Annotated in this window: 19 protein-coding genes; 7 read left to right on the plus strand and 12 right to left on the minus strand. The window is 30.4% G+C overall.

All coding sequences use genetic code 11. The features are described 5' to 3' along the window. Nucleotides 1-416 precede the first annotated feature (416 nt). Nucleotides 417-974, plus strand: a complete 558-nt coding sequence (locus CCORG_RS05905) for an HdeD family acid-resistance protein (protein ID WP_025803810.1) — start codon at nucleotides 417-419, stop codon at nucleotides 972-974. 30 nt (nucleotides 975-1,004) lie between these two features. On the opposite strand, the gene CCORG_RS05910 is transcribed toward CCORG_RS05905, so the two are convergent. Then, nucleotides 1,005-3,071: a rhodanese-like domain-containing protein gene (locus CCORG_RS05910; RefSeq protein WP_034971814.1), complete on the minus strand. Its 2,067-nt coding sequence runs from the start codon at nucleotides 3,069-3,071 to the stop codon at nucleotides 1,005-1,007. A gap of 56 nt (nucleotides 3,072-3,127) precedes the next feature. Further along, nucleotides 3,128-5,239 (minus strand): cytochrome c3 family protein, encoded by a 2,112-nt coding sequence (locus CCORG_RS05915; RefSeq protein ID WP_025803811.1) that lies wholly within the window; start codon nucleotides 5,237-5,239, stop codon nucleotides 3,128-3,130. A 439-nt stretch (nucleotides 5,240-5,678) separates the two neighbouring features. Here CCORG_RS05915 and CCORG_RS05920 point away from each other — a divergent pair, with 439 nt between their 5' ends. The 4 genes from CCORG_RS05920 to CCORG_RS05935 all read left to right on the plus strand — a co-directional run bounded on the left by CCORG_RS05920 (nucleotide 5,679) and on the right by CCORG_RS05935 (nucleotide 11,962). Beyond that, entirely contained in the window at nucleotides 5,679-6,107 is a 429-nt protein-coding gene (locus CCORG_RS05920; RefSeq protein ID WP_025803812.1) for a hypothetical protein, read from the plus strand. Nucleotides 6,108-6,179: 72 nt separating this feature from the next. Then, nucleotides 6,180-9,404 carry a cytochrome c biogenesis protein gene (locus CCORG_RS05925; RefSeq protein ID WP_025803813.1) on the plus strand — a complete coding sequence of 1,075 codons (3,225 nt, stop codon included), beginning with the start codon at nucleotides 6,180-6,182 and terminating at the stop codon, nucleotides 9,402-9,404. Between the two features lie 53 nt (nucleotides 9,405-9,457). Continuing rightward, nucleotides 9,458-10,117 (plus strand): leucyl/phenylalanyl-tRNA--protein transferase, encoded by a 660-nt coding sequence (aat, locus tag CCORG_RS05930; protein WP_025803814.1) that lies wholly within the window; start codon nucleotides 9,458-9,460, stop codon nucleotides 10,115-10,117. 36 nt (nucleotides 10,118-10,153) lie between these two features. After that, entirely contained in the window at nucleotides 10,154-11,962 is a 1,809-nt protein-coding gene (locus CCORG_RS05935) for a peptidoglycan D,D-transpeptidase FtsI family protein (RefSeq protein ID WP_025803815.1), read from the plus strand. Nucleotides 11,963-12,126: 164 nt separating this feature from the next. On the opposite strand, the gene CCORG_RS05940 is transcribed toward CCORG_RS05935, so the two are convergent. From CCORG_RS05940 to CCORG_RS05980, 9 genes are all read right to left on the minus strand, one after another. Further along, nucleotides 12,127-12,924, minus strand: coding sequence for a tetratricopeptide repeat protein (locus CCORG_RS05940; RefSeq protein WP_025803816.1), 798 nt, complete (start codon nucleotides 12,922-12,924; stop codon nucleotides 12,127-12,129). Further along, nucleotides 12,921-13,550 (minus strand): hypothetical protein, encoded by a 630-nt coding sequence (locus CCORG_RS05945; protein ID WP_025803817.1) that lies wholly within the window; start codon nucleotides 13,548-13,550, stop codon nucleotides 12,921-12,923. The genes CCORG_RS05940 and CCORG_RS05945 overlap by 4 nt, the downstream gene beginning before the upstream one ends. A 244-nt stretch (nucleotides 13,551-13,794) precedes the next feature. Beyond that, nucleotides 13,795-13,941, minus strand: coding sequence for a hypothetical protein (locus CCORG_RS05950; RefSeq protein WP_161632387.1), 147 nt, complete (start codon nucleotides 13,939-13,941; stop codon nucleotides 13,795-13,797). Between the two features lie 8 nt (nucleotides 13,942-13,949). Then, nucleotides 13,950-14,357 carry a hypothetical protein gene (locus CCORG_RS05955; protein ID WP_025803818.1) on the minus strand — a complete coding sequence of 136 codons (408 nt, stop codon included), beginning with the start codon at nucleotides 14,355-14,357 and terminating at the stop codon, nucleotides 13,950-13,952. A gap of 75 nt (nucleotides 14,358-14,432) precedes the next feature. Next, nucleotides 14,433-15,338, minus strand: coding sequence for a hypothetical protein (locus tag CCORG_RS05960; RefSeq protein ID WP_025803819.1), 906 nt, complete (start codon nucleotides 15,336-15,338; stop codon nucleotides 14,433-14,435). 115 nt (nucleotides 15,339-15,453) lie between these two features. Next, entirely contained in the window at nucleotides 15,454-15,825 is a 372-nt protein-coding gene (locus tag CCORG_RS05965; RefSeq protein WP_172658561.1) for a hypothetical protein, read from the minus strand. 322 nt (nucleotides 15,826-16,147) lie between these two features. Further along, nucleotides 16,148-17,407 (minus strand): ankyrin repeat domain-containing protein, encoded by a 1,260-nt coding sequence (locus tag CCORG_RS05970; protein WP_232088125.1) that lies wholly within the window; start codon nucleotides 17,405-17,407, stop codon nucleotides 16,148-16,150. A 145-nt stretch (nucleotides 17,408-17,552) separates the two neighbouring features. Then, entirely contained in the window at nucleotides 17,553-18,932 is a 1,380-nt protein-coding gene (locus tag CCORG_RS05975; protein WP_034971896.1) for a phosphomannomutase/phosphoglucomutase, read from the minus strand. A gap of 47 nt (nucleotides 18,933-18,979) precedes the next feature. After that, nucleotides 18,980-20,278, minus strand: coding sequence for an SH3 domain-containing C40 family peptidase (locus tag CCORG_RS05980; RefSeq protein ID WP_025803937.1), 1,299 nt, complete (start codon nucleotides 20,276-20,278; stop codon nucleotides 18,980-18,982). A 124-nt stretch (nucleotides 20,279-20,402) separates the two neighbouring features. Between CCORG_RS05980 and CCORG_RS05985 the strand changes: the two genes are divergently transcribed. After that, nucleotides 20,403-21,734: an ATP-dependent DNA helicase gene (locus tag CCORG_RS05985; RefSeq protein WP_025803936.1), complete on the plus strand. Its 1,332-nt coding sequence runs from the start codon at nucleotides 20,403-20,405 to the stop codon at nucleotides 21,732-21,734. Nucleotides 21,735-21,736: 2 nt separating this feature from the next. Here CCORG_RS05985 and lolA read toward each other — a convergent pair whose 3' ends face one another. After that, on the minus strand, nucleotides 21,737-22,258 hold the full coding sequence (gene lolA, locus CCORG_RS05990; RefSeq protein ID WP_025803935.1) for a LolA-like outer membrane lipoprotein chaperone: 522 nt from the start codon (nucleotides 22,256-22,258) through the stop codon (nucleotides 21,737-21,739). 133 nt (nucleotides 22,259-22,391) lie between these two features. Between lolA and CCORG_RS05995 the strand changes: the two genes are divergently transcribed. Beyond that, nucleotides 22,392-24,335 (plus strand): YdgA family protein, encoded by a 1,944-nt coding sequence (locus CCORG_RS05995; protein WP_025803934.1) that lies wholly within the window; start codon nucleotides 22,392-22,394, stop codon nucleotides 24,333-24,335. Nucleotides 24,336-24,435 lie beyond the last annotated feature (100 nt).

A 24,435-nucleotide genomic window follows, 5' to 3' on the forward strand; every position in this document is an offset into this window, starting at 1 on the left:
TTTTTATCAACTACTCTAAAAAAAATTATTATTATCTTTTCCCAAAATGTATTTTTTTCGATATGTTTAGCACCATAGTCTCTATTGCTTTTTTAAAATAATAGCGTCTTTATTGCTATCATATTTTCTAATAATCGTTAATGGCTTTTCGTTTTCTAACACCCTATAAACTCTGCCTATCTTTTTTAAATTTTCAAATATTGTTCTTTGAGCATTATTTATTATTACCTAATATTTCGTCATTTACCATTTAATTTATTAAATTTATATCATTTTGTGCTGCCACTAAGTTTCATGTAGTATTCTAAACACCGTGGGCGATATCTTTTATTTAATTATTTATAGGTACTTAAATTTATATATCATTTACTAGTTAAATATAAAATGTAATTGCAATTATATTTAAGGAGATAATTATGGAAGTTTTGGAAAAAAATTTAGCTCTTGCGATGAGTAAAAATTGGTGGGTTGTTTTGATTCATGGAATAGTTGGAATTTTATTTGGATTAATGCTATTTACAATGCCGCTCATGTCAATCTTAGTCTTAGTGTATATGTTTGCATTTATGCTTATTTTTGATGGTGGTATAAGTGCTTATATAGGAGTAAAGCTTAAAGATAAAACGAGCGAATGGTGGGTCGTTGTTTTTGGTGGAATTATAGGAATCATACTTGGAATTATAAGTATGCTTTATCCAAATATTACAGCAGTAGCACTCCTTATGATGGTTGCTATTTGGACGATTATTGCAGGAATTACAAAAATTTTGATCGCTATAAAACTAAGAAAAGAGATAAATGGCGAAATTTTTATTATTTTATCTGGAGTATTATCAGTTCTTGTGGGGCTGTTTTTGATTGTAAGACCACTATCAGGAATGGTAGCTTTAGCATGGGTTGCTGGATTTTTTGCTACATTTTATGGGGTTTTACTCGTAATAGCGTCTTTAAAATTAAAAAAATATAATCAATAAATAATCCCCGCTAAATTGCGGGGATATTGCTTAGAAATAAGCATTTATAATTAGAGCTAGGAATACTAAACCAGTTATTACTATGGCATATCCAACGATAAACCAGAATTTCTTTTTACCTGGAGTAAATTCATCTTCTCTAACGACAAATTTATCAAAATCACCACTCTCTTTAAGTCTTTCATACCATGGAGTTCTTTCTTGTTTCATCTCCTCTTCAGTTAACTGACCTGAGAAGATAACCATATCCATAGGGAATTTATTTGCCCTAAAGTGAGTATGGAAGAAGTGGAACATAAAGATAAATCCTAGAGCCAAAAGCGCTTCTTCTGAGTGGAAGATTGTACATAGATCCATTAACCACGCTGGAACAATCTCAGATGCACCAACTGGGAACCATAATGCTAAACCAGTTAGACCGATCATGCCCATACCCCAGAATACCGCTATATAGTCAAATTTCTCCCAATATGTCCATCTATCAAACTGTGGCATAGTCTCTCTTTTACCGATAAACCACTTAAAGTTCTCAGCAAGATCTCTAAAGTCTTGGAAATTTGGCATAAGTGAATCTGGTCCAAAGAATTTCTTCCAGAACATTCCCCAGCTAAATTTGCCATCCACATACACTGCTTTTCTATTTTTATAAGCAACAAATGCAACTTCAAACAGGTGACTAAAGAAAACTATTCCCATTATAATAGCTGATATATGGTGGAATTTTGTCGCACCTATTGGTCCGCCCATTAAATCAATCATTCCTTGTGCCCAGTCAGCTGTATAGTATTTCTGCGGAAGTCCTGAAAAACCTAAACCTAGGAAACTTGCCGCTAAGAACAAGTGTTGAATTTTATGGAATTTACTAAATCTCTTAATCTTAACAGAATCGCTATGAGCTTTTTCTTTTGCCTCTTTCCACTCTTTTGGATATTTAGCTCTTGTAGCCATAAGCCTATAAAACCATAAAGCCGTATGGATAATAAAAAAGCCAAATACAAAGATTAAAAGCCCATGCATAAATAAAAGTCCTGCATGCATTATTGGGTACTCATCACCATCACTTGGGTCTGGGTGCATTGTTATATTAGAAAATGTCTCTCCAGCTCCTGGGTGACAACTTGCACAAGTGTCAATTCTGTTTTTACCTGGTGCTATAGTAGACATTGAGTTGTCTGCACCATGGATGCTGTGTTTTCCATGACAATCATAACAAGCTGCAACAGTGATAGCTCTATTTGCACTCTCTAAGTGCATAGCCTTACCATGGAAAGTGTTAAAATACAGACTTCTTTCTTTTTGGTGACACTCGCCACATAGTCTATCGCTTTCTTTTTTCATATTAATAACTGAAGTATACTTACCTCTGTGGACAGTATGACAGTCAGTACATTTTGGAGCATCAGCTTTCATACTTTTGCCATGAACGCTATTTTCAAGACTAGTAGCTGCTTTTTGGTGACACTCTGTACAGTTTTTATTAATAGTACTTTTTAAGCTTGCAAAATCTTGCATAATACTCTTTTGACCACCACCAACATTTACACCATGACAGCTTCTACAGCTCGGTACATCACCAAAATACATCTGGCTATGTATACTATCTGTTGTATCATGAACAGCAGATGATTTGTCCCAATTACCACTACCAATAAATTTCTTAATATTATCAGCCTGTGTTTTTACAACAGGGTTACCATTCATGATCCAAGCTTCAATACCTTCGATCATAACATATACATTTTTATAACCAAGCTTTTGAATTTCTAAAGCAAGTTCACTACTAATGTAACAAATCCTGTTTAAACAGTGCAGAACAATAGTAGCATTTTTATCTTTTGGTAGAAGGTCTTGCCAATTATCAACATTGATATGAACAGACCCTTCTATATGACCATACTCATCTCTTACCTCTTTCTCATTTGCATCAAAAAGATAAGCACCCTCCGAGATCAACTCTTTAGCTTTTGATATGCTAATCGGAGTTACACCCTGAACAACTGCCATAGTGCCTTCACTTGAAGCGTGAAGAGCTGGAGTGCTTATAGATCCAAATAGAAGAAAAGTAGCAATAAGCATAGATCTTAATACATTTTTCATCTTTTCATCCTTAAAACAAGATAAAGTCTAGCCTTTAAAGGCTAGACTTAGGGGATTTACTTTTTAGCAGTCTTTTGTCCACTAAGTATATTTAGAGCTTCCTCAATATATACTAATGCTTCATCAACTATTCTCTTAGCATAGTTTGGACCATGAATTCCCCAGCCACCATCTTTTTCTAGTTTTTTCTTAATCTCATTTGCCTCTTTAGCAAGTAGAAGAGCTTTTGATTTATCTGTACTATTTAGAGATGGGTTATTAGCTATAGCTTTATCTACATTCTTTAGACCCTCTTTAATCTTATCATAACCCTCTTTTACAGGTGTTTGCCAAGCCATAACTTTATCATAAATCATCTCTTGGTTAGTAAATTTAAGATCAGCTGGAAGAGTTGACTGAACTGGGCTGTGGCATCCACTTGCACCTGGCTTCATTAGGTCAGGATCGCTATAGCTTGTTCTACCGCAACTCCACATTAGGTCAATAAAGAATCTACCATTATTATCTCTTTCAAATCTCCAACCTTTTACTTTCATAGGATCTCTATCTTTGCCTGCTGGAGGGTTGATTGATTTTTCATCTTTACTAACTTTAATGTTCCAAATATGGCTAGCTCTAACGTTATCAAATCCACCTTTATCTGGATTTTGAATAGCAGCAAAGTTTTCACAACTCATCATATTTGGCATATGACATCCTGTACAGTTATCCTTAGCATGAACACCACCAGCTGCTTTAAAGAATTCAGCTTGAGTTTCGTGACAATCAGCACAAGTTTTCTTTAGGCCCGTTAACGTATAACCATCTTTCCAGTCATTTATCGTAACTTCGTGTGGATCGTGACAAGTTGTACATCTCATACCAGCATCATAGTGAGCTGAGCTATACATTTGTGAACCCTCAGTTCCACAGCTTGGACAGCTTGATTTAAAGTAAACATTAAATGGCTTTCTTGGGTTTGGCTCTCTTTCATCATCCTGATAAGCAAATCTTTGGTGACATCTTTCACAGTTTGATGGCATACCAGCTCCTCTTGCACCATACAAGTGTGCCCCTGGTCCGTGACACTCCTCACAGCTAATACCTAGTGAAATTGTATGAGCTTCAAGCTTCTCTTTATCACCAATAGCTGCAAAGAATTCATCTTTAGTATTAAAATTAAATTTGAAAGGGTGACAAATTTCACAATATGAACTAGCTGGTTGAAACATCATCGTTTCAGCATATTTTGAACCATATGAGTTTGTTCCCCAAACAGTTGATCTTGAGTGACCAAAATCTTCCATTTTAGTTGGGAAGCCTGGGCTAAACTCAGCTATTTTTTTAGCTACTTCTGGAGTAATATTTTCAGACCAAACTCTTGAGAATTGGTTACCACCAGCTGTAAGAGTACCTGTTAAATCAGATAAATTACCATCTTGAACATGATATGTTCCCCTAACTAGCCATTTATCAATAAAGCCATACTTTGTTCTTGGAGTACCGATAATTGCATACACATCTTCAGCTTGAATACCTAGAGGTAGTATTGAAGCTGGGGCCGTTGAATAAACTGGTTTTTTAAGATCGTTTCCAACCTCTTCAATATCATTTGTAAATCTAACTGTTTTTCTATGTCTTGATCTTTCCCACTGAGTATATTGTGCGGGGTGACACTCACCACATTTTTTTGGTCCAACATATTTATTTGGATAGTCTAAAATAGAATCCCAAGCAAGTCTATATGTAACAGCAGCATGCTCAAGACCAACTTTTTCAGCATATTTTGGTCCTTTGTTTATTTCGACAAATTCCTCTTGTCTATCACTCATAGTATACTTACCAGCAAGTTTTCCAGCTTTTTCATACTTAAAAATCGGGTGTTGATCAATAAGTAAATCAAAAAAGCTATCCGCTCCTCTTACATACTCATCAAGTGTTCTTGGAACGCCTGGTCTTTGCTTAGCATAACCTGCACTATTTAGCTCTTTAAGATCAAGCTGATACTTCTCAGCAGTTGTAGGTTCTGCAGAAGCTGCTGGTTGTGCTGGAGTAGCTTCTACTTGTGCTGGAGCATCTACAACTACAGACTCTACAGCACCCGTATCTGCTTCTTGAGCCATAAGGCTTCCAGCAAACAAAAATGCACAACAGGTTGCTGACAACCTCTTGAGTAAATTAGGTTTCATCTTTTTCCTCCTTGGATTAATACCTCAAATATAAACAGTTGAATAGTCAATTTTCTACAAACAATATTGTTATTTCATTAACAATTCAAAACTATTTGTTAGAATTGTAGTTAAATTTAGATTAAATCTAGTTTAAAGTAAATGCATTTTAAAGAACTTTATATTCATTTAAGCAAAAAAGTCATAATATCGCTATATAGGAAACTTATAAGGATAACTTTTGTGTGAAACTTTAAAATTAAATATATTAGAACTCTTAAAATTTTTAATATTATTAATAAATGCCTTAGTCACAGAATTGTAATTACATTTAAATTTTATCCAAATATTAAACAAAAAGTTTAATCTATAAAATTTAACAAATTTATAAATTTTAAGTGCTCTATAAGGTGAAAAAAGAGATAATTTATCTACTTAAATTTTAATACAAGGATATAAATTGAAAAATAAAATACTTTTATCTTTAGTTACCTGTAGTATTTTACTGTTTGGCTGTTCTAAAAAAATAGATAACACAGACCCAGTAGATGTTGTAAAAAATTTTATACTGCTTGCTGAAGCTGGAAAACTAGATGAAGCAAAAACTCTCCTTACAGAAAAACATAACTTAGACTATATTGACAAATTTGACAAAAATAATGGAAAAGATCTATTTTATATAGACTATGATTATAAAGGCAATGATGATACGGTAGAGCTTAAATTTGACTACTTAGAAGATAAAAGTGGTCCAACCATTGCATTTGTTAAAATGACATCAAATTATAAAAAACAAAACCATAAATTTGAAAAAGTTATTACCCTACATATGGTAAATGCCCAGTGGAAGATAAATGACTTTTTATTTATGCCAGTTAAAGTTAATTAAGCTTTTATATAGTTTATGTTACAAAATTTAAAATACCATTACACACAAAATTTTTAACCGTAAGGAATTTATATGGATAGACTCATTAAGGCGTTTTTTAGTATGACAAGTATGATTGTTATGCTTATAATATTTGCTATAGCATCTGGTCTTGCTACTATTATAGAATCAGCATATAACACAGCAGTTGCTTGGGAAGTAGTGTATGGAGCTTGGTGGTTTCACCTAATACAGCTTCTACTTACTTTAAATTTGATTTATAATCTATATGCTTATAGAGCTGTTTTACTTAAAAATATACCATCATTTATTTTTCACTTTAGTTTCATACTTATCTTTCTTGGTGCGGCTATTACTCACTTTTTTGGTGTTGAAGGAAGTATGCATATAAGAGAGGGATCAACAACTAATATAGTCTCAACTAGAGAGACCTACATACAGCTTATCAGTAAAGATGAAAATGGCAACGAAATAAGAACAGATGATGATAGATATGTAGCAACAAATGGTCAAAAACCTTTTGATATCAAGCTTGATACAGATAAAGGCGAAGCTGTTTTGACATTTAAAGAATTTTTGCTAAATGCAGGAATTGGCTGGGTTGAACACGATAAAGGAAGACCGATTGTAGAACTTAGCTTCTGGGATGATAATAACAAAAATGAAATTCCTCTTACTTCTGGGCATATATTTCCAATAGGTGATCTTGATATAGCTTTTAATACTGAACCAAAACAGAGCCATTTCATGAAAATATATAATAAAGATGATAAATTCTTTATGAAGACAAATCAAAAAATCGCTTATGCAAAAATGGGGAGTTCAAATTTAGAGCCTTTTCCACTTAATACAGAAGTAGAAATAGATGATATGACTGTTTATAGAATAGACAATATTGTAAATTTCTCATTTAAAACATTGATGAAAAGTGCTAGGCTTGGTGCTAAAAAACTACCACATACTGAAACTGGGTCAAATGCTATGCTTGCAACTCTATCATACAATGGAGAAACTGAAGATGTTTTTATCTTACAGTATCAAATGCCACGACAATTTACAGTTGGCGGAAAAGAGTTTTTTCTTGCGTGGTCACCAAGAATGGTTCAACTTCCATTTAGCTTAGAATTAAAGGATTTTAAAATGGATAGATACCCTGGATCGAACTCACCATCAGGATACAGCAGCGAAGTTGTAGTAAAAGATGAAGAAAATAGCGTAAATATGCCATATGAAATTTATATGAATAATGTCCTTGATTATGGCGGATATAGGTTTTTTCAAAGCAGTTATGATATGGATGAGCTTGGAACTATACTCTCAGTCAATAGAGATCCTGGCAAAGTAACTACATATATAGGATATTTTTTGATGATGGTTGGAATGCTACTAAATTTCTTTAGCAAAAACTCAAGATTTTTATTCCTTGCTAGAAAAATTGATGAGAGCAGTTCTAGAAAAAAACCATCAAAAATTGTAAAAAGTAAAAATAGTGTAGTAGCAATTCTTGCCATATTAGTGCTGTCATCAGCTAGTATTAGTCAGCTACAGGCATTTCCAGGATATGATAGCAACTCAACAGCGTCTAGTTCAACTAGTAGCTCACAAACTAGCTCAAACACCACTCCTTTTTCGGCTAAAAAATTCCCTAGCTATAAAGACGCACCAACCATTGATAAAGCTCACGCACAAAAGGCTAAAACCCTAGTCGTTCAAGGTTTTGATGGAAGAATGGAACCACTTGATACTATGGCTAGAAATATTATGACAAAAATATATAAAAAAGATGAATTTAATGGCATGGACTATATGCAAGCCCTACTTTCAATGAGTGCAAACTATGAATACTGGATAGATGCACCATATATAAGAGTAAGCGAAGATGAACTAAAGAAAATTTTAGGAATTCCTCTAGATACTAAATATGCTACTTATAATGATTTTTGGGGTGTAGATGCTGGGGGGCAAAGCTACTATAAACTTGGCAGAATGGCTGAAGCAACAAGCAGAAAACCACCTAATGAGCGTGGAACTCTTGATAAAGACATAATAAAAGTTGATGAGAGATTTAGTATATTTTATCAAACTGTAATAATGAATGCTATGCTTAAGATTATGCCAAAGGAAAATGCTGAGAATAATGACTGGTACTCGCCTTATGGGGTTATTAAAAATTTCAGTGGCGATGAAGCAATGAGAGCAAGAATGGTTCTTCAAAACTATATCGCTAGCATTCAAGAAGCTCAAAAAAGTGGTGATTGGAGCAAGGCTGATCAAGCTTTAGATCTTTTAAAGCAGTATCAAAATAAAGTTGGTCATGAAGTTATACCTTCCCTTAATCGCTTAAAATTTGAAGTTATCTTTAATGAAGCTCAAATTTTCCAAAGACTTGTTCCGGTTTATTTACTAGCTGGTTTTGCCCTTTTAATCTTAGTTTTTTCGAGAATGATGAGTCCAAAATTAAATTTAAGCACACCCGTAAAAGCAGTCTATCTAATAAATATCATAGCATTTATAGCTCACACAATAGGGCTTGGCATAAGATGGTATGTTTCAGGGCATGCACCTTGGTCTGACACTTATGAAAGCTTAGTTTATATAGCTTGGTCACTATCACTTAGCGGTATTATATTTTCTAGGACTTCAGCGATATCTCTGTCTTTAACTTCGATTATGGCTGGCATTACGCTTTTTGTTGCTCATTTAAGTGCGATAGACCCACAAATCACGCCACTTCAACCAGTTTTAAACTCATACTGGCTAACTATACATGTATCAGTTATTACAGCTAGTTATGGATTTTTTGGGCTAAGTGCACTTCTTGGAGCATTTGTTTTAGTTCTGTTTATCATCAAAAAACCAGGTCATAGAAGTGAAATTTCAAAAAATATAACAGAAGCTTGTCGTATCAATGAAATGAGTCTTATTTTAGGACTTTGTTTGTTAAGTGCTGGAAACTTTTTAGGTGGAATTTGGGCAAATGAGAGCTGGGGAAGATACTGGGGCTGGGATAGTAAAGAGACTTGGTCGCTTGTAACTATCTTAGTTTATGCAGCTATTGTCCACTTCAAAAGAGTACCATCTATGAACTCGCAATATGCTCTTTCAGTTGCTTCAATGTGGGCATTTTCAAGCGTATTAATGACATACTTTGGAGTTAACTTCTATCTAGCTGGAATGCACAGCTACGCAGGTGGTGAAACTATCCCTATCCCAACAGGACTTTGGATATATATACTATCAATGATTTTGATCACAGTTATATCGTATTTTAAACGACACGACTCAAACAGACTCTAACTTTAAAGCCAAATTTAAGCAAACTTCAAGCTTAAATTTGGCATCTTTTATAAATGAAAAGTTTTAAATTTCCAGATCCGAATTTAGCCCCAGCTGATAGCCCTTGCGTAATAGGTGGAAATTTAAGCCCCAAAATGCTTTTGGATGCTTACAAAAGCGGCTATTTTCCATGGTTTATGCAAGATCAACCAGTTCTTTGGTGGTCGCCAGATCCAAGAGCAGTTTTCTTTCCAGAAGATGTTAAACTCCACAAAAGCACAAAGCCATTTTTAAAAAAATATAACGTTAAATTTAGTCAAAATTTTAAAGATCTTATCACGCTTTGCTTTAATCAAAGAGTTAAAAACGAACCCACTTGGTTAAGTAAAGATATCATAAATGCTTATATAAATTTAGCAAATTTAGGATATGCAAATAGCGTTGAAGTCTATGATGAAGATGAGTTAATTGGCGGACTTTATGGAGTTATGATAGGTAGAGTTTTTTGTGGTGAGAGCATGATAAGTATGAAAAAAGAGGCTTCTAAAGTTGCTCTTTATACACTTGCAAAGGCTTTAATGCCGTATGATTTTATCATAGATGCCCAGGTAATGAATCCTCATCTTAAATTTATGGGTGCTAGAAATTTAGATAGAGCTGAATTTATAAAAATTTATAAAGACAAAATAAACTCAGATTTTACTCTAAATTTCAAAGAGTTAGCTAAATTCTAACTAAAAACTAAGCATTAAATTTATATAATACACTCCATGAATAATAAACATATAAAACTTGTATCTGGGGTATTTATTTTCTTTATAACACCACTTATTTTAGGGCTTTTTGTGCTTGCTAACTACTACTGGGCAAGTTCTAGTAGAAATTTGCCACGACTTGAAAGTAGCGATAAAAGTGCAGCCGTTAGAGGAAGTATAATCTCAGAAGATGGCTATCATGTAGCAAATTCTAAAAAACTATATAAAGTAACAATCGATACAAGAAGTATAGACCCAGATAAGCTTGATCTTTTTGTAAAATTATACTCAATATACGCAAATGATAGCGAAAAAAGAGTTAAAAATCTTATCAAAAAAAATGACGGTGCTGTAGTTTTGTCATATAAAATAGATCCAAAAGCCGCTATGCACTTAAGAGAGTTATCAAGAGAGCTAAATTCAAAAAAAGTCTTTATATCATTTGTCTCAAAAGATGGAGTAACAAGACCCCCTATTGGAATGAGCGTTTTAGAAAGTGGCGAAAGTAGAAACTACTTAGCCAAAAATTCAATGAGTCCTTTTTTAGGTTATGTCAAAAAAGTTGAAGTTGATGGAATAACACGCGTAAAAGGTGTTAAAGGAGTTGAAAAATTTTATGATTACTATCTTTTTGCAAGTAGTGATGAGCTAGTTCAAGGTCCACGAGATATTGGAAATAACATTATCCTAGAAAAAGATAGCATAAAATCAAAAAAAGCTGATGGATATAATGTCATACTTAATACACCTTTAAAATTTCAATCTAAAATAGAAAAACTTTTAGCAAAAAAAGCTAAAGAGTATGGAGCTACTGAGATAGTTGTGGGAATTTTAGATTCTAAAAATTCTCAAGTTTTAACTCTTGCTTCATCAAATCGTTATAATCCTGAAAATATTACTAAAAATGACTACCAAGCACTAAATATCACAGCGACAGAGTATCCTTATGAGCCTGGTTCAGTCATAAAACCAATCGTTTTCTCTCTTGTTTATGAAAAAGGGCTTGTAAATCTAAATGAAACCATAAAAACATATAACGGAAGCTATAAATTAGGAACTAGGACAATTAGAGATACAAGTCCGTATCCTGAGCTGTCTGCAATAGATATCGTTGTTAAATCATCAAATATCGGCATGATAATGATAACTTCAAGACTTGATAATGCAGAGCTTTTCAGCGGACTTTTAAACTACAATCTCTCAGCTAAAACAGGTATTGACTTGCCATATGAACAAACTGGAAATATTCCGAGTCTAAGTGCTTTATCAAACAGATCAAACAAAGCAACACTTGGTTATGGATATGGACTTCAAACGACATTTATGCAAATCCTAAATGCTTTTACGGTATTTAATAATGATGGAATTTTAACAACGCCAAGAATTGTTAATCACTTAGAAAAAGATGGTAAAATCTACAAACTAAATGAAGCAACAAGCAAACAAGTAATAAGCAAAAAAACAGCTGATGCAATGAAATTTGTTTTAACAGAAACGGTAAATAGAGGCACAGGAAGAAAAGCTAGAACAAAAGGACTAGAAATCGGTGGAAAAACAGGAACTGCTAGGGTTTTTAAAGATGGAAGTTACTCAGCAGTTTATAATAGTTCATTTTTTGGTTTTATGAATGATCAAAATAGAAGTTATACAATGGGGGTTTTAGTAAGAGAGCCAACAAAAGGAAGTTACTACGCTGCTCAAAACGCACTTCCTATTTTTAAAGAGATAATAGACATGATGATAAACGATGGATATTTGACTCCAAAACACGAAGGAAATTTCACTCAGATAAGCGAAGAAGAGTTAAGCAGGATAAGGGATTAAATTTTAACCCTAAATTTATATAAATTTGACTTAACTAATTAAGTTAATTTTTACCAAGAACCTTATGAAGGTAAAAATAACTAACAAAAATTTACATTATCACTAAATTTGAACCATTTTAACATTAAAATTATGTTTTTAAAGTTATAATCACTAATTCTATTTTAAAGCTTCTTTGTGGGGTTATAATTTTTTAAGCAATTTTCTAATCTAGTGCAAGATTTAATATTATTTAACTTACAACCTTTATCTAAATACTTTACCGCCATATCATAATCATCCCGACTTTTTATACACTTGTCATCTTTACAGATTTTTCGGTAGTAATAAAAGCCTAAATTATTACACCCTTCTTTTATATTATTATCACAAGTTTTTTTGTAACTTTTACTAGCTTCAAATTCATCTTTAAATATTAATTCCTGTAAATTTCCTAAAGCGACACAAGCATAGAAATTTACATTCTCGCAAGATATTTGATGAAATTTAAGTGCTGCAACATAATCACCTTTTGAAAAATAAATATATCCAAGCTCTGTACAAAATTTTGGCTCTAGTTTACAAGCTTTTTGATAAAAACTAAAAGCTTCATCTGCCATATCTGACTCATCTAGCATTACAGCTGACATTAAACAACCTTTTGAGTTACTATAATTGCAAGAATCTGAAAACATATCAAAAGTCGCATTGCCATATTTATGCTTTAAATCTCTTACTCCACCAGTATAAATACAGCCTCCAGATGCAAAACAAGCTTCGCCATCTTTTTCTTTTACACATCTATTTATATAAATTTCAAAATCCTTTAAATCACAATCAATATATGGCAACAAAAAACTCTTTATGCTATACTGTGTTAAATTTTGGTCTTGTAGTGCTGTATTATCATATTTTACTTCATTTGCCAAACCAAAGCTTAGCATTAAAAATAGCCAAAGTATTATTTTAAAAATTTGCTTCATTTTTTACTCCTTAAAATATCATAAGCATAATCTATAGCGGTTGGCAAATAACCACCAACAAACCAATTTAAAAGTCCTTGCCAAATAAGCATTATCATAAACACTCCAAATCTAGTTTGAAAAAGGTTGGATATATTTGAACGAAAAAGCCTACTATTTAAAAAATCATCATAAAAATAAAGGCTATAAATCATAAAGCCTATAAAAAGTGGTGTTAATATAAAAATAATGAAAATAGTGTTAATCTTTTTATCGTTTTTTTGTTTTTGATTGAATTCTTCTGTAATGGCGTATAGGTTAAACATACCATATTCATAAACTCTATAGAAAAAACTATCATATGCTATTTTTGGTATAGAAATAATACTTATAATGGTCATAAGACATACATAAAACACTATATGGTCTGGATAGATAGAATTACTGATAAGATTTTTAAAAAGTGGAATATTCTTAAAAGGATATGTGATATTTTCTAAAAATGGAAAAATTTCAAAAATACTACTAGGTATTATAAATATAACTAAGTACATAAGCCAATACACATAAAGATAACCATAATATCTCTTTTTATTTGCATGTGTATTTTCTTTTTCTTTAAGATATGCTATAAGTTTTTCTTTCAAATTTAATCCCTTACGCCAAAAATTCATAACTTTTAAAATTATAAATCTTTTTAATTATAATTTGGTTACTTTTTATTTTATTTTTCAAATTTTATATAAATTTATCTGCTTTTATAATCAACACTATTTTATATAATTTTTATTTCCAAACACTAATTAAATTCAAGCTGAATTTAACTTACGCTTTAATAAAGGAGTTTTAATCTGTTTCTACTTAAACCTTTAATTTTATAGACACTAAAACTCATAACTTATCTCCTGTTTTATTATAAAATAATATACTTTCTAAAACTAGCGATATACACGCAAGAAGCATAATGCTATTTAATCCTTGAAAAATTATATTATGAAATATCATATAAATATCACTATCTTCCATCTTTTCTAACACCGTTAAACCTAAATTCTTTTTTTTAGCAATATTGGCTTAAAATAAACCAACCACAAAAAACCATTTTCACAGAAAAGAAAAAAACTGTTATTTGGTATAATTTTAAAGCTTTCATTTTTTTTAAAATATTTAGTATCAATTGTTCTATATTGCATATCTTTTATACATAGAAAAATACCAATTATAATTGAGATTATTGATAATAAAAAAATTGCTGTAGAATAAAATTTAACTTTTTCCAAACTAGTAGATAAAACATTAAAAAATGGAATAATACCGTTATTTAAAAAATCAAAAATTGTACTTAAAAAATTTAAATTAATAAAATATAACAAAATTCCTACAGCAATATAGCAAACAAATAGATATGTCAATCTATCAATTAAATATTTAGACATAATCACATTATTATCCATTAACCTTACCCTAGCCTACCAATTTATAACTTTTAAAATTATAAATATTTTTAGTTTTATTTATATTGTTTTTATTCATTTTTCTTTTTCTTCTAATAAATTTAATATTTTTTCACTTTCATAAAATTTTGCCCACTCTTTTATTGCTTGAAAGTATTTCTCATAGCTACAAATTCCTCTATCTAATAGATATTTTATACCATTTTTATCATCAATATAACAAAATATTCTTATTAACAAATTTAGCTCTTTTTCATTAAAAATATCAAAGTTGTGTTTTTTAAGAATTTCATCTAAATAATTAAAAAAGTTATCACGAAATTCATTGTAATTTTTATCATTTGATTTTTCTTTATATATTTTATTTAATGGTTTTTTTAGATAATCATACTTCATTTCTCCATGTATATACTCCATTGCTGTGCTTATAAATTCAAGCAAAAATCCATCTATTTTAGTATCATCATAACTTAGCAAATAATCAAAAAGCTTATGTTTATTTAAAGCATAAGCATAGCTTAGCATATAAAATTTATTATCTTTTTGTTTGCTAGAAAGATAATTTGCATATTCGATAGTTGCACCAGCTTTAATGCTTTTATCAATAAATTTCACACTATCAATATCACTGATATCACAATCAAATAAAAAGCTCTCCAAAAAAGAGACATGATTAGCTACTTCAAAATTAAGCTCTGGCTCATATCTTAAAAGCAAATCATACATTTTCATATTTTTATTACGCTCTACAAAAATAGCTAATGGTCTTTTGTGCTGGCTATTTTTTAAATTTATTAAATTTGGATTTTTATCAAGCATATCTTTAGCTTTATCATAATCATCGGCTACTATTGCTTCACATAACTTATCAACTTGTTTGATTAAATTTTGGTATTGTATTGTAGCGGTATCTTTCTGACTAGAAAAGCTGAAATTTAGCATTATAGATAAACAAAATATTATTTTAAAAATTTCTTTCATCACTACTCCTTTTTGTTCAAAATTTTCATTTTAACTATTTTAAAGTTATAAATCTTTTTAGTTACTTATTATTAATCTTTTAAATTTTATATAAATTTTGCCATTTTATCTGTTTTTATGGCAGTATTACTGCGTATTGATTAATTTTAACATCCAAAAGCTCATATTTAGCTTTATTATTAAGTGATTTTGTCTCTTTTAGTGATATTTTAAAACTATATTTATCTCCTTTAATTCTAATGCTTTGTATACAGAAATTTAAAATATCACCATCTTTTTTATTAAAGCCTTGTGCTTTGAAATTTTTTCTGATTTCTTTAAGGTCTTTATTTTGTATATTTTTATCTACTACTGGCTTTATATGTTGCACTAAATTTGAAATATCAGATGAGCTAAAATCTATAATCTTAGCGATTAGTTCTGAAGGCTCCTTATAGTAATCTTTAAAAATTTGATAACTAAAAAACAGCAAAATTGAAGCAATCAATATAAGAATAAAATATATATTTTTAAATACTGATTTACTTTGTTTAGGTAACAAAATATAAGATACTACTGATAGGCAAAATATGATAAATATTTTAAAAAGTTTATTATATGGATCATTATAATAAAGAGCATTAAGAGATATAGTCTCATAAACCATCATAAAAAAGGTAAAAACCGCAATAAACATGGATATATATTTTAAAATAGTTAAGATATTTTTAAATTCTAAACTTATTTTATATTTAATGGCATTCACTATTTTTACCTCTCACGCCACAGATTTATAATTTTTAAGTAATAAATTAGTTACTTTATTTAATTTATTTTTCAATGTAAATTACCTTTGTTGGGTCATCTTTGTTTGAGTATAAAAAACTATCTATTTCATAGTTTCTATTATTACCATTTTTATAATTTATAAACTCTTTTGTGTTTTTAAAAGTTCCATTTTTGTCAGAACAATACTTTAAATAAAAATCTAAATGTTTTACTTTTTTATTAATATTCTCTTTCATATATTTTTGTTTTAAATTATATCTGTAAATATATCCATCATAACACTCATCATACACTTTTTTCATTAGCTCTTTTGATGGTTGTCCTGAGATATTGTGTTCTAGGAGTAAATTTAGCATTGGTTCGTGGTTTGGGATATTTTCTAAAACTTTATATAAAGAGTAATCATATGAAAAGTCATCTATAAAAAGCTTTAAATCAAAATTATCACCAGCTTGGTTTTTATACTCTTCTAACTCTATATCCATAGCATTGTTGACTTCTTCTTTTGGAAAAATATCATATATACTATTTCCAACTAAAACTTCATCTCCATTAAAAAAATATGGATATGGTTTATAGCCACTATCTAGGATTATTTTTGCTAGTTCCAACCAGTTTTTAAAAACAATATCATCAAACATATATCCATAACCCTTAGGTGTATCGTAATCTTTTTGAATATTATTGTATTTATAGATGATTTCTATATTATCACCATCTATTACTAGTTTTTCAATATTTCTATAGCTTGGTGTTAAAATATATCCTTGAGTAAGTGGTACTTCTTCAAATTTAACACCACTATTAATTAAAGCTTTAACTACATCTATGCTATTCATAGAAATAGCATAAGCTAAAGCATTTAAACCATACTTATCTTTTTTATGGACATCAGCACCTAGTTTTATTAGTTCATTTGTAGTATTTATATCATTATAAAAGCTTGAATACATTATAGGTGTTGTTCCATCTTCTATTTGTATATCTGCACTTAGATTATTATCTTTTAAATAACTTAATACTTTATTTGTGTTTTTTTGTTTTAAAGCATCTCTTAATGGAATGGCTATAGGATTAACAAATTCAGTGTAATTATTATCTATATCCCAGTATCTAAATCCAAAGCTATTAATTTCATCTTGAGTTACATACTTTGAAATTTCAGATCCTGGTTTAATGACAGTATCAGCTGTAACTGTGAAGTGTGATTTATTATTATCACAAGATGATAGCAGTAGTGATAGTATTATTAAGTTTATAAATTTAAATGTGTTTATTGAGTTTGTAAAGATTTGTTTCAAGGTTTAGTCCTTAATAGTAATGTATAAATTTGTATAAAATAAATTAGCACAAGCATCATCAAAAATTTCTTAAACTTATCCAAAGACTACTTGCTGTTTTGAAGCTTACATTTTATAAGCTTCAAAAGTTGTTAAATAAATTTAACTATAAACTTAACTTTATATCATCTACAAGTTTTATGAATTTCTCTTGTAGTTTATCTTTAAACTCATCTGTCTTTGCTTCAAATCTAGTTACGATTACAGGCGTTGTATTACTAGCTCTTACTAACGCCCATCCATTTTCAAATTTTACTCTTATGCCGTCAATATCACAAATTTCAACTATCTTACCAAGACCATCAACAAAATTCTCATCTTTTAGCTTTTGCTTAAGTTTTTCAACTATTTGAAATTTTTTCTCATCACTTGTTTGTATTTTTATCTCATCTGTTGAGTACATAACAGGTAGCTTTTCTATCTCAGCGTCAAGGTCATATCCAAGTTTAACAAGCTCTAACACCCTAAACATCGCATATACAGCATCATCAAAGCCAAAAAACCTCTCCTTAAAATATATGTGCCCACTTACTTCTGCTCCAAGATCAGCATTTAGCTCTTTTATGGCTTTTTTGATATTGCTATGACCTGTTTTACACATTATGGCTTCGCCGCCGTGAGAATTTATGAAGTCATACATCACCTGAGAGCATTTTACTTCGCCTAAAATTTTAGGATTTTTCATATTTAAAGAAAAAAGACAAGCCAACTCATCGCCTTTTATACTTCTTTTTGGAGTTAAGACTGCTATTCTGTCACTATCTCCATCAAAAGCAAATCCTAAATTTATACCTGTTTGTTTCATCTTAGCTTTTAGGTGTTCTAAATTTTTTGCTTCGCTTGGATCTGGGTGGTGATTTGGAAAATTTCCATCTGGTTCTTTAAATAATATCTTGGCATTTAGCTCTAAATTTTCACAAATTTTAGCTGTTGTAATGCCTGCTGTGCCATTTCCACAATCTATAATAAACGGCTCTTTAAATCCTTTTAAGCCTTTAAAAGCTTCATTATAAAATTCTAAGTATTTTGTAAGAATATCATACTTTTTAAATTTTAGATTATCTTCTATATCAGTTTTTGTGTATTCTATAGCTTTTTTACCCACTTCTGCAAGCTCTTTTCCATATAAGCTATCTTTTCCGATAGTTATCTTAAAGCCATTGTACTCTTTTGGGTTATGCGAACCTGTTATCATTATATTTGCGTCAAATTCTTCTGTAAATACACTAAAATACCCAACAGGAGTAGGAAGCAAACCGATGTTGTAAATTTCAACATTACTCAAATTTAGACCGCTTACTAGCCAGTTAAATATATTTTCTGCACTAAGTCTTGCATCAAAACCGATGCTAATAGTTTTCACACCTTTTTTTACAAAATACTCACCAACTGCTTTTCCAATAGCTTTTACTGTTTTTTCGTTTAGATCAGTGCCGTAAATGCCCCTTATATCATACTCTCTAAAAATTTTATCCATTAAATCCATCCTAAATTAATTTTTAAAATTATATATCAACTTCTCTTAAATATGCTTTACTTTAAAACGGACATAGATGTTATTCTTGATAGTAAAAGTCTATCATTTGCGATATTTGGGTTGTTTTTGCCAATTTCTAAAGTTGTAATAGCAGTCTGTCCAAAAAGCGCTCTTGAGCCATTTTTAGTTTTTAGTCCCCAAGCGTTGTGAGTTACGCTAACTTCTCCATTAACCACGCCAGTATATAGCATCACATGACCAGGCATATACAAAATACTCAAATACGGCTCACCTTTAGCTTTTATAAGATCTAGTTTTTGAGCATTTGTAAGCCCTTCAAGATTTATTATTGTTTGCATCTTTGCTTGCGCTTTTGAATTTCTAGGTAGCCAGTATCCAAATGCTGCTAAAAAATCTTTTGTAAATAGCGAACAATCACGGTAATAACTAAACCCACCCCAACCATACGGCTCACCAAGTATGCTATCAATAGCTTGTTTTAAATTTTCAGAACTAATAGCTGCTGGCCAAGTAGTTGATGAGCTTTTTTTGATACGATAATTCTGTAATCCTTTAGATGTAAATACCTTACCATAGTAAAAATTTGAGTCTGAATTATCACTCATAAGTATCGTTCCAACTCGCCCGTAAAATAAGAAATTTCCACTCATATCATAAATAGGCGTTCTATCTGTTAGGATTGTGATGAAATTTGAGTTTTTCATCATATTTTTTTCACTTTCACTTACAAAGCGTATATCTCTAGCATCTACCCAGCCCCAAACAGCGTCATTTTGTACAAATGCAAAATCGCCGTCTTTACTAAAGTGCGACACATAAAGTGGATAGTTTATTCCTAAAGTTGAGTTTGCAAGATAATCAAATGGATATCCCTCGCCTGGATCGTTAAAGCTATAAAATATCGGCTCATGAGATGGTGTATTTCTAAGAAATGTGTTTTTTACAGTCACAGCTGAGCTTGAAATCTTACCAAAATCCTTAACATTTGCATTTTGTTCTATTTTTTTAAAGTGGGCATCAGAATAGGCTCTTCTGCTTGGTGAAATGTAAGTTCTACGGCTTGAGTTTTTATAAGAATTTAGCCCCCAAAAAGCTTCATTTTTGCTAGCTGTAGGCTTTGTAAAACTCCAAACCCTAAAATATCTATCTTTAAAATTTGCACCACTTACGGTAGTTTGTTTTTCTATATTTGGTAAGAATTTCACATTTTGAGGTAGATCAAATTTAAGCAACTCATATTTGGAGCTAACTTGATAGTTTGGTAAAAGAGCGTTTTTGTTGGCACAAGATACTAAAAAAATCGCCATTAACGGTAAAAGTATATATTTTTTCAATTTATAAGCCTTTTAAAAAATTTAAAATATTTTATTTAAATTTTGTAAACAATCAACAAAACATATTATAACTCTTAATCACTTTTAGGTATAATCTTAAAATTTAATTTAAAAGAGTGAAATTTTGATAGAGCGTATACTTGAAATTTTAAAAAACAACAATCTTTTTTTAACAGGTGGCGGTGGTGTTGGCAAAAGCTTTGCTACTAGGGCTGTTATTGATAGATACAAAAATCTTAATAAAAATGTCATAGTTCTTGGAAGTACTGGTATAAGTGCTGTAAATATCGGCGGTGTGACGATTCATTCGTTTTTTAGCTTTGGAATATGTAAAAACGCCGATGAACTTAGCGGATATGATAAAAGTAGAAGTGCTAAAAGAAGGTTAGCTGATCTAAAGGAGATGCTTCCTAAAACCGATCTTATCGTTATAGATGAAATTTCAATGGTTTCAGGGGCTTTGTTTGATATGATATATTTTAGATTATCAAATTTGGGCTTTAATGGTAAAGTTATGGTGGTTGGAGACTTTTATCAACTTCCACCAGTTGCTACAAAAGATAATAACTCTTTATTTTCTTCAAGATATGCTTTTTCATCTTACTCTTGGGGGCTTATGAAGTTTGTAAATGTTGAATTTATTACCTCAAAAAGAACACAAGACTTAGAATTTTATGAAATTTTATCCTCTCTTAGAGTTGGAGATATAAATCCTAAAGTTTCTAGCTATCTTGGTAAATTTTTAAGTAGAAATTTGATTTTGGATTCTAGTAAAACTGTCCTTTTTGGACGAAATATTGATGCTGATGAACTAAATAAAGCTATGTTAAATAGGCTTGATTTGCCACTTGAGAAATTTATAGCTGGCTATGATATCCACGATGAAAACTTAAGAAGTGAGAGATTTATAAAATGGGTTGAAAATTTAAATGTCCCTGCGAATTTTGAATTTAAGGTTGGTGCAAAGGTGATATTTACAGCAAACCGCTACAAAAGTGCGTTTAATAGTGTTAGTTTTTATAACGGTGAACAAGGCATTATAGATAGTGTTGTAAAAGATGGATATCAAATTTTAGCTATAAAGATAGAAAAAAATAGCGGCGAGTTGGTAGAAATAACGCCAAATAGCTATGATTTAGGCGAGTTTAGGTTAAAAGATGACGAACCAAGTTATGAAATTTTAGCTAGTTTTTATCAGTTTCCACTCCGTCTAGCTTATGGCATAACTATACATAAATCACAAGGTATGAGTATAGATAATCTTACTTGTAATCTTAATAATATTTTTGCTGAAGGGCAACTCTATGTAGCTCTTTCAAGAGCTATAAATCCAAAAAATCTCTCTATAATCTACTCAAGAAGTGCCAGTTTTGATAGCTATCTTAACAAAGTTGTAAAGGTTTCAAATGATGTAAAAGAGTTTTACGAGAAAGAAACCTTTATCTATATGGATTAATTTTACTGCGTGATGATATCAAAATTTGCTGGAATTTGTGGCATAAAAATAGCATCATTTAGATTGATATTTTTCTTAACATTGCTAAAATTTATTTCAACTTCATTTCCTAGCTTATCTGTGTAAGTTATGGTATTTATCAAGTCATTTTTAAACTTAAGATGATAAAGTATATCATCAAACTTAGCATCATATAAATTCTCATCTATCTTTTTAGCATTTTGCATAACTTTTGTTAAATTTGGCACATCTTTTAAAGTTGTAAGAATTGCTTGTTCAAGATCAGGCTCAATAACTACAACTCGCTCAAAGCTAAAATAGATATCTTTTGGACTTGGAGATCTGTATTTCCAAAGAGCGTGAGTGTTTGTGGCTTGAAAATTTCCACTATAATTTATCATGCTTCCATCGTTTTTTACAGTTTGAGTAAAATCGCTTGATAAGGTTTTAAATTCCAGTGGATTTGCCACCAAAAAGCTTACAAAAAGCATAAAATTTGAAACTATAAATAATAGTTTTTTCATAAGTTCTCCTTATTAAATTTGAAGGATTTTACTAAGTTTTGTTAAATCATTTATCTATATAATTCAAATAGTAGCTACATTTAAGTAGCAATTGTGTATAATTTTAATCAAATTTTAAATTAAAGGATATCAAGTGAAAAAGCTACTTGGATTTTTAATAATTCTTTGTGTTTTATTAGGCGGTTTGGCTATTTTTGGCAAACCCTATATAGGAGTTACAACTACAAATAACATAGCAAAAAATGCTGGAGCTCAGGTTATAAGTAATGAAAACGGCGTTTTAGAAGGAGTTTTTAAAAAAGAAATTCTTAATAAAATGATTCTAGAACACACCAGTAAAAACATAAGCGATCCTGCTTTAAGAGCAGAAGTAATAGATGATCTTATAAATGAAGAGAGTTTTAAAAATGATATAAAATTTAAATACTACTATGAGACTAGTTTAAACGTCTTAAACCCCGAAATAAAAGGTGAAATTGAAGTTCTTGATAAAGATAGTGTATCACTATTTTCAAAAATTTTTGGCACAGCTAAAGCCCTTACTTTGGAATTTAAAGGAAAAGATGCAACTCTTTTAGCTAAAGATATAAGCTATAAAGATGATGATTTAAAGCTAATGGTAAATGGTCTTAAGTTTGATTTTACAGGAGTTAACAAAGATGGCAGCATAAAGGGTGTTAAATTTAGCTTTTCTAAACTTGAAATGTTAGATTTATACACTAAAGGTAGTTATGATTTAGAAGATTTTTATATCAAAAGCTCACTTGCAACGCCTTTTAAAAGTGGTGATGACATATATAAATTTTTTAGTAAAAATAGCACTCACGAGATAAATATCGGTGAAATTTCATATAAAGATAATAGTCAAAATATCAAATTCAGTGACGCTAAATACATAATAGAACTAAAATCTTATCCAAAAAATGATATTGTTGATATGCTCCTTTCTGATTCATCGCATAGTTTTGATATGGGAAGTTTTTCATACAGTGATAACGAAGCTAAATTAACTCTAAGTGGCATAAAAAGCACAATGGATAGAAAAAATATTGATAACAGAGTTGTAGATACTCAAAAATTTAGCATTGATGATTTGGGCTTTAACTTTGAGCAAAATGGATTTGACTTTAAAAATTTAACAATAAATGCTAGTTCAAAAATACCAAAAAGCCTTTACAAAACTCTTACAAATTTAGATTTTGTAGATAGTCTTGAGAGTATGGATGAGAGCGAAGTTATGGATAATATTGTTAAAAATTTTGGCTCTGGAATTGACTTTGAGATAGATGAGCTATCGCTTGAAAACCACAAAGGTGATAAAGTAAAAGCTTTAGTGGATTTTTCTATTCCAGTAATTAGCGACATAGAAAATGGCGATATGAGCATGTTAAATTTGCTAAAAAGCTCTATTAAATTTTCAACAACTTCTAATTTAGCTGAGTTTTTAAGCCAAACAGATGAGCTTAAGATAATGGGTACTTTTGCTGATCTTAGCATATTTGGTGTATTTGATCAGCTTAAAGAGGATTTTGAAACATCAATCAAGCCTGAAGCTTTAAGTGTGCTTGATAAGTATAAACTTGATAAACTAAGCAAAAAAGTAAAAAATCTAAATGTAGATAGTGTCTTTAAAGTGAGTGAAAACGGAGGCTATGAGCTAAACATTGATGAGAGCTTTATAGCTTTCTTGCTACCAGGACTTGCTTATAGCTATAATAATAACAGCTCCGATGAAGAAATTCAAATAGCAACAGCACTTGCAAATTTAAATACAGTAATATCTGATATAACTATTTATTACACCGCACAAAGGCAATTTGCTTCAAAAATTTCTGATATGACAAATGTTTCTATTACTGATGAAGAAAGTAGTAAAAACAAAATGCTTGGAACACTTAAAGTAAATGGCAAAAACTGCTTTATTATTATCGTAGATTTTAGCGATAAACCTTTTATAGATATCACAGAAGGACTTGATAATAAAGACACTCTTTGTAAAGAAATTTATAAAAGTCCTGAAACTAAAGAAATTTTAGATGAGAATTTCTATATGGACTATAGAAATTTAAATTTTTAAAATTATTATAAATTCAGAGTTTATGGTTTAAAATTTAATCATAAACTCTTTTTGATCTCCATATTAAATTAAAATAAACTATACATTGAGAAGTTTTAAA

It is taken from the genome of Campylobacter corcagiensis (assembly GCF_013201645.1).
GTDB lineage: Bacteria > Campylobacterota > Campylobacteria > Campylobacterales > Campylobacteraceae > Campylobacter_B > Campylobacter_B corcagiensis.

What these genes read in the sequence shown, in the direction of transcription:
- CCORG_RS05910 (WP_034971814.1), bottom strand. Translation starts at nt 3,071, where the DNA reads ATGAAAAATGTATTAAGATCTATGCTTATTGCTACTTTTCTTCTATTT.
- CCORG_RS05925 (WP_025803813.1), top strand. Translation starts at nt 6,180, where the DNA reads ATGGATAGACTCATTAAGGCGTTTTTTAGTATGACAAGTATGATTGTT.
- aat (WP_025803814.1), top strand. Translation starts at nt 9,458, where the DNA reads ATGAAAAGTTTTAAATTTCCAGATCCGAATTTAGCCCCAGCTGATAGC.
- CCORG_RS05940 (WP_025803816.1), bottom strand. Translation starts at nt 12,924, where the DNA reads ATGAAGCAAATTTTTAAAATAATACTTTGGCTATTTTTAATGCTAAGC.
- CCORG_RS05905 (WP_025803810.1), top strand. Translation starts at nt 417, where the DNA reads ATGGAAGTTTTGGAAAAAAATTTAGCTCTTGCGATGAGTAAAAATTGG.
- CCORG_RS05955 (WP_025803818.1), bottom strand. Translation starts at nt 14,357, where the DNA reads ATGGATAATAATGTGATTATGTCTAAATATTTAATTGATAGATTGACA.
- CCORG_RS05975 (WP_034971896.1), bottom strand. Translation starts at nt 18,932, where the DNA reads ATGGATTTAATGGATAAAATTTTTAGAGAGTATGATATAAGGGGCATT.
- CCORG_RS05915 (WP_025803811.1), bottom strand. Translation starts at nt 5,239, where the DNA reads ATGAAACCTAATTTACTCAAGAGGTTGTCAGCAACCTGTTGTGCATTT.
- lolA (WP_025803935.1), bottom strand. Translation starts at nt 22,258, where the DNA reads ATGAAAAAACTATTATTTATAGTTTCAAATTTTATGCTTTTTGTAAGC.
- CCORG_RS05960 (WP_025803819.1), bottom strand. Translation starts at nt 15,338, where the DNA reads ATGAAAGAAATTTTTAAAATAATATTTTGTTTATCTATAATGCTAAAT.
- CCORG_RS05935 (WP_025803815.1), top strand. Translation starts at nt 10,154, where the DNA reads ATGAATAATAAACATATAAAACTTGTATCTGGGGTATTTATTTTCTTT.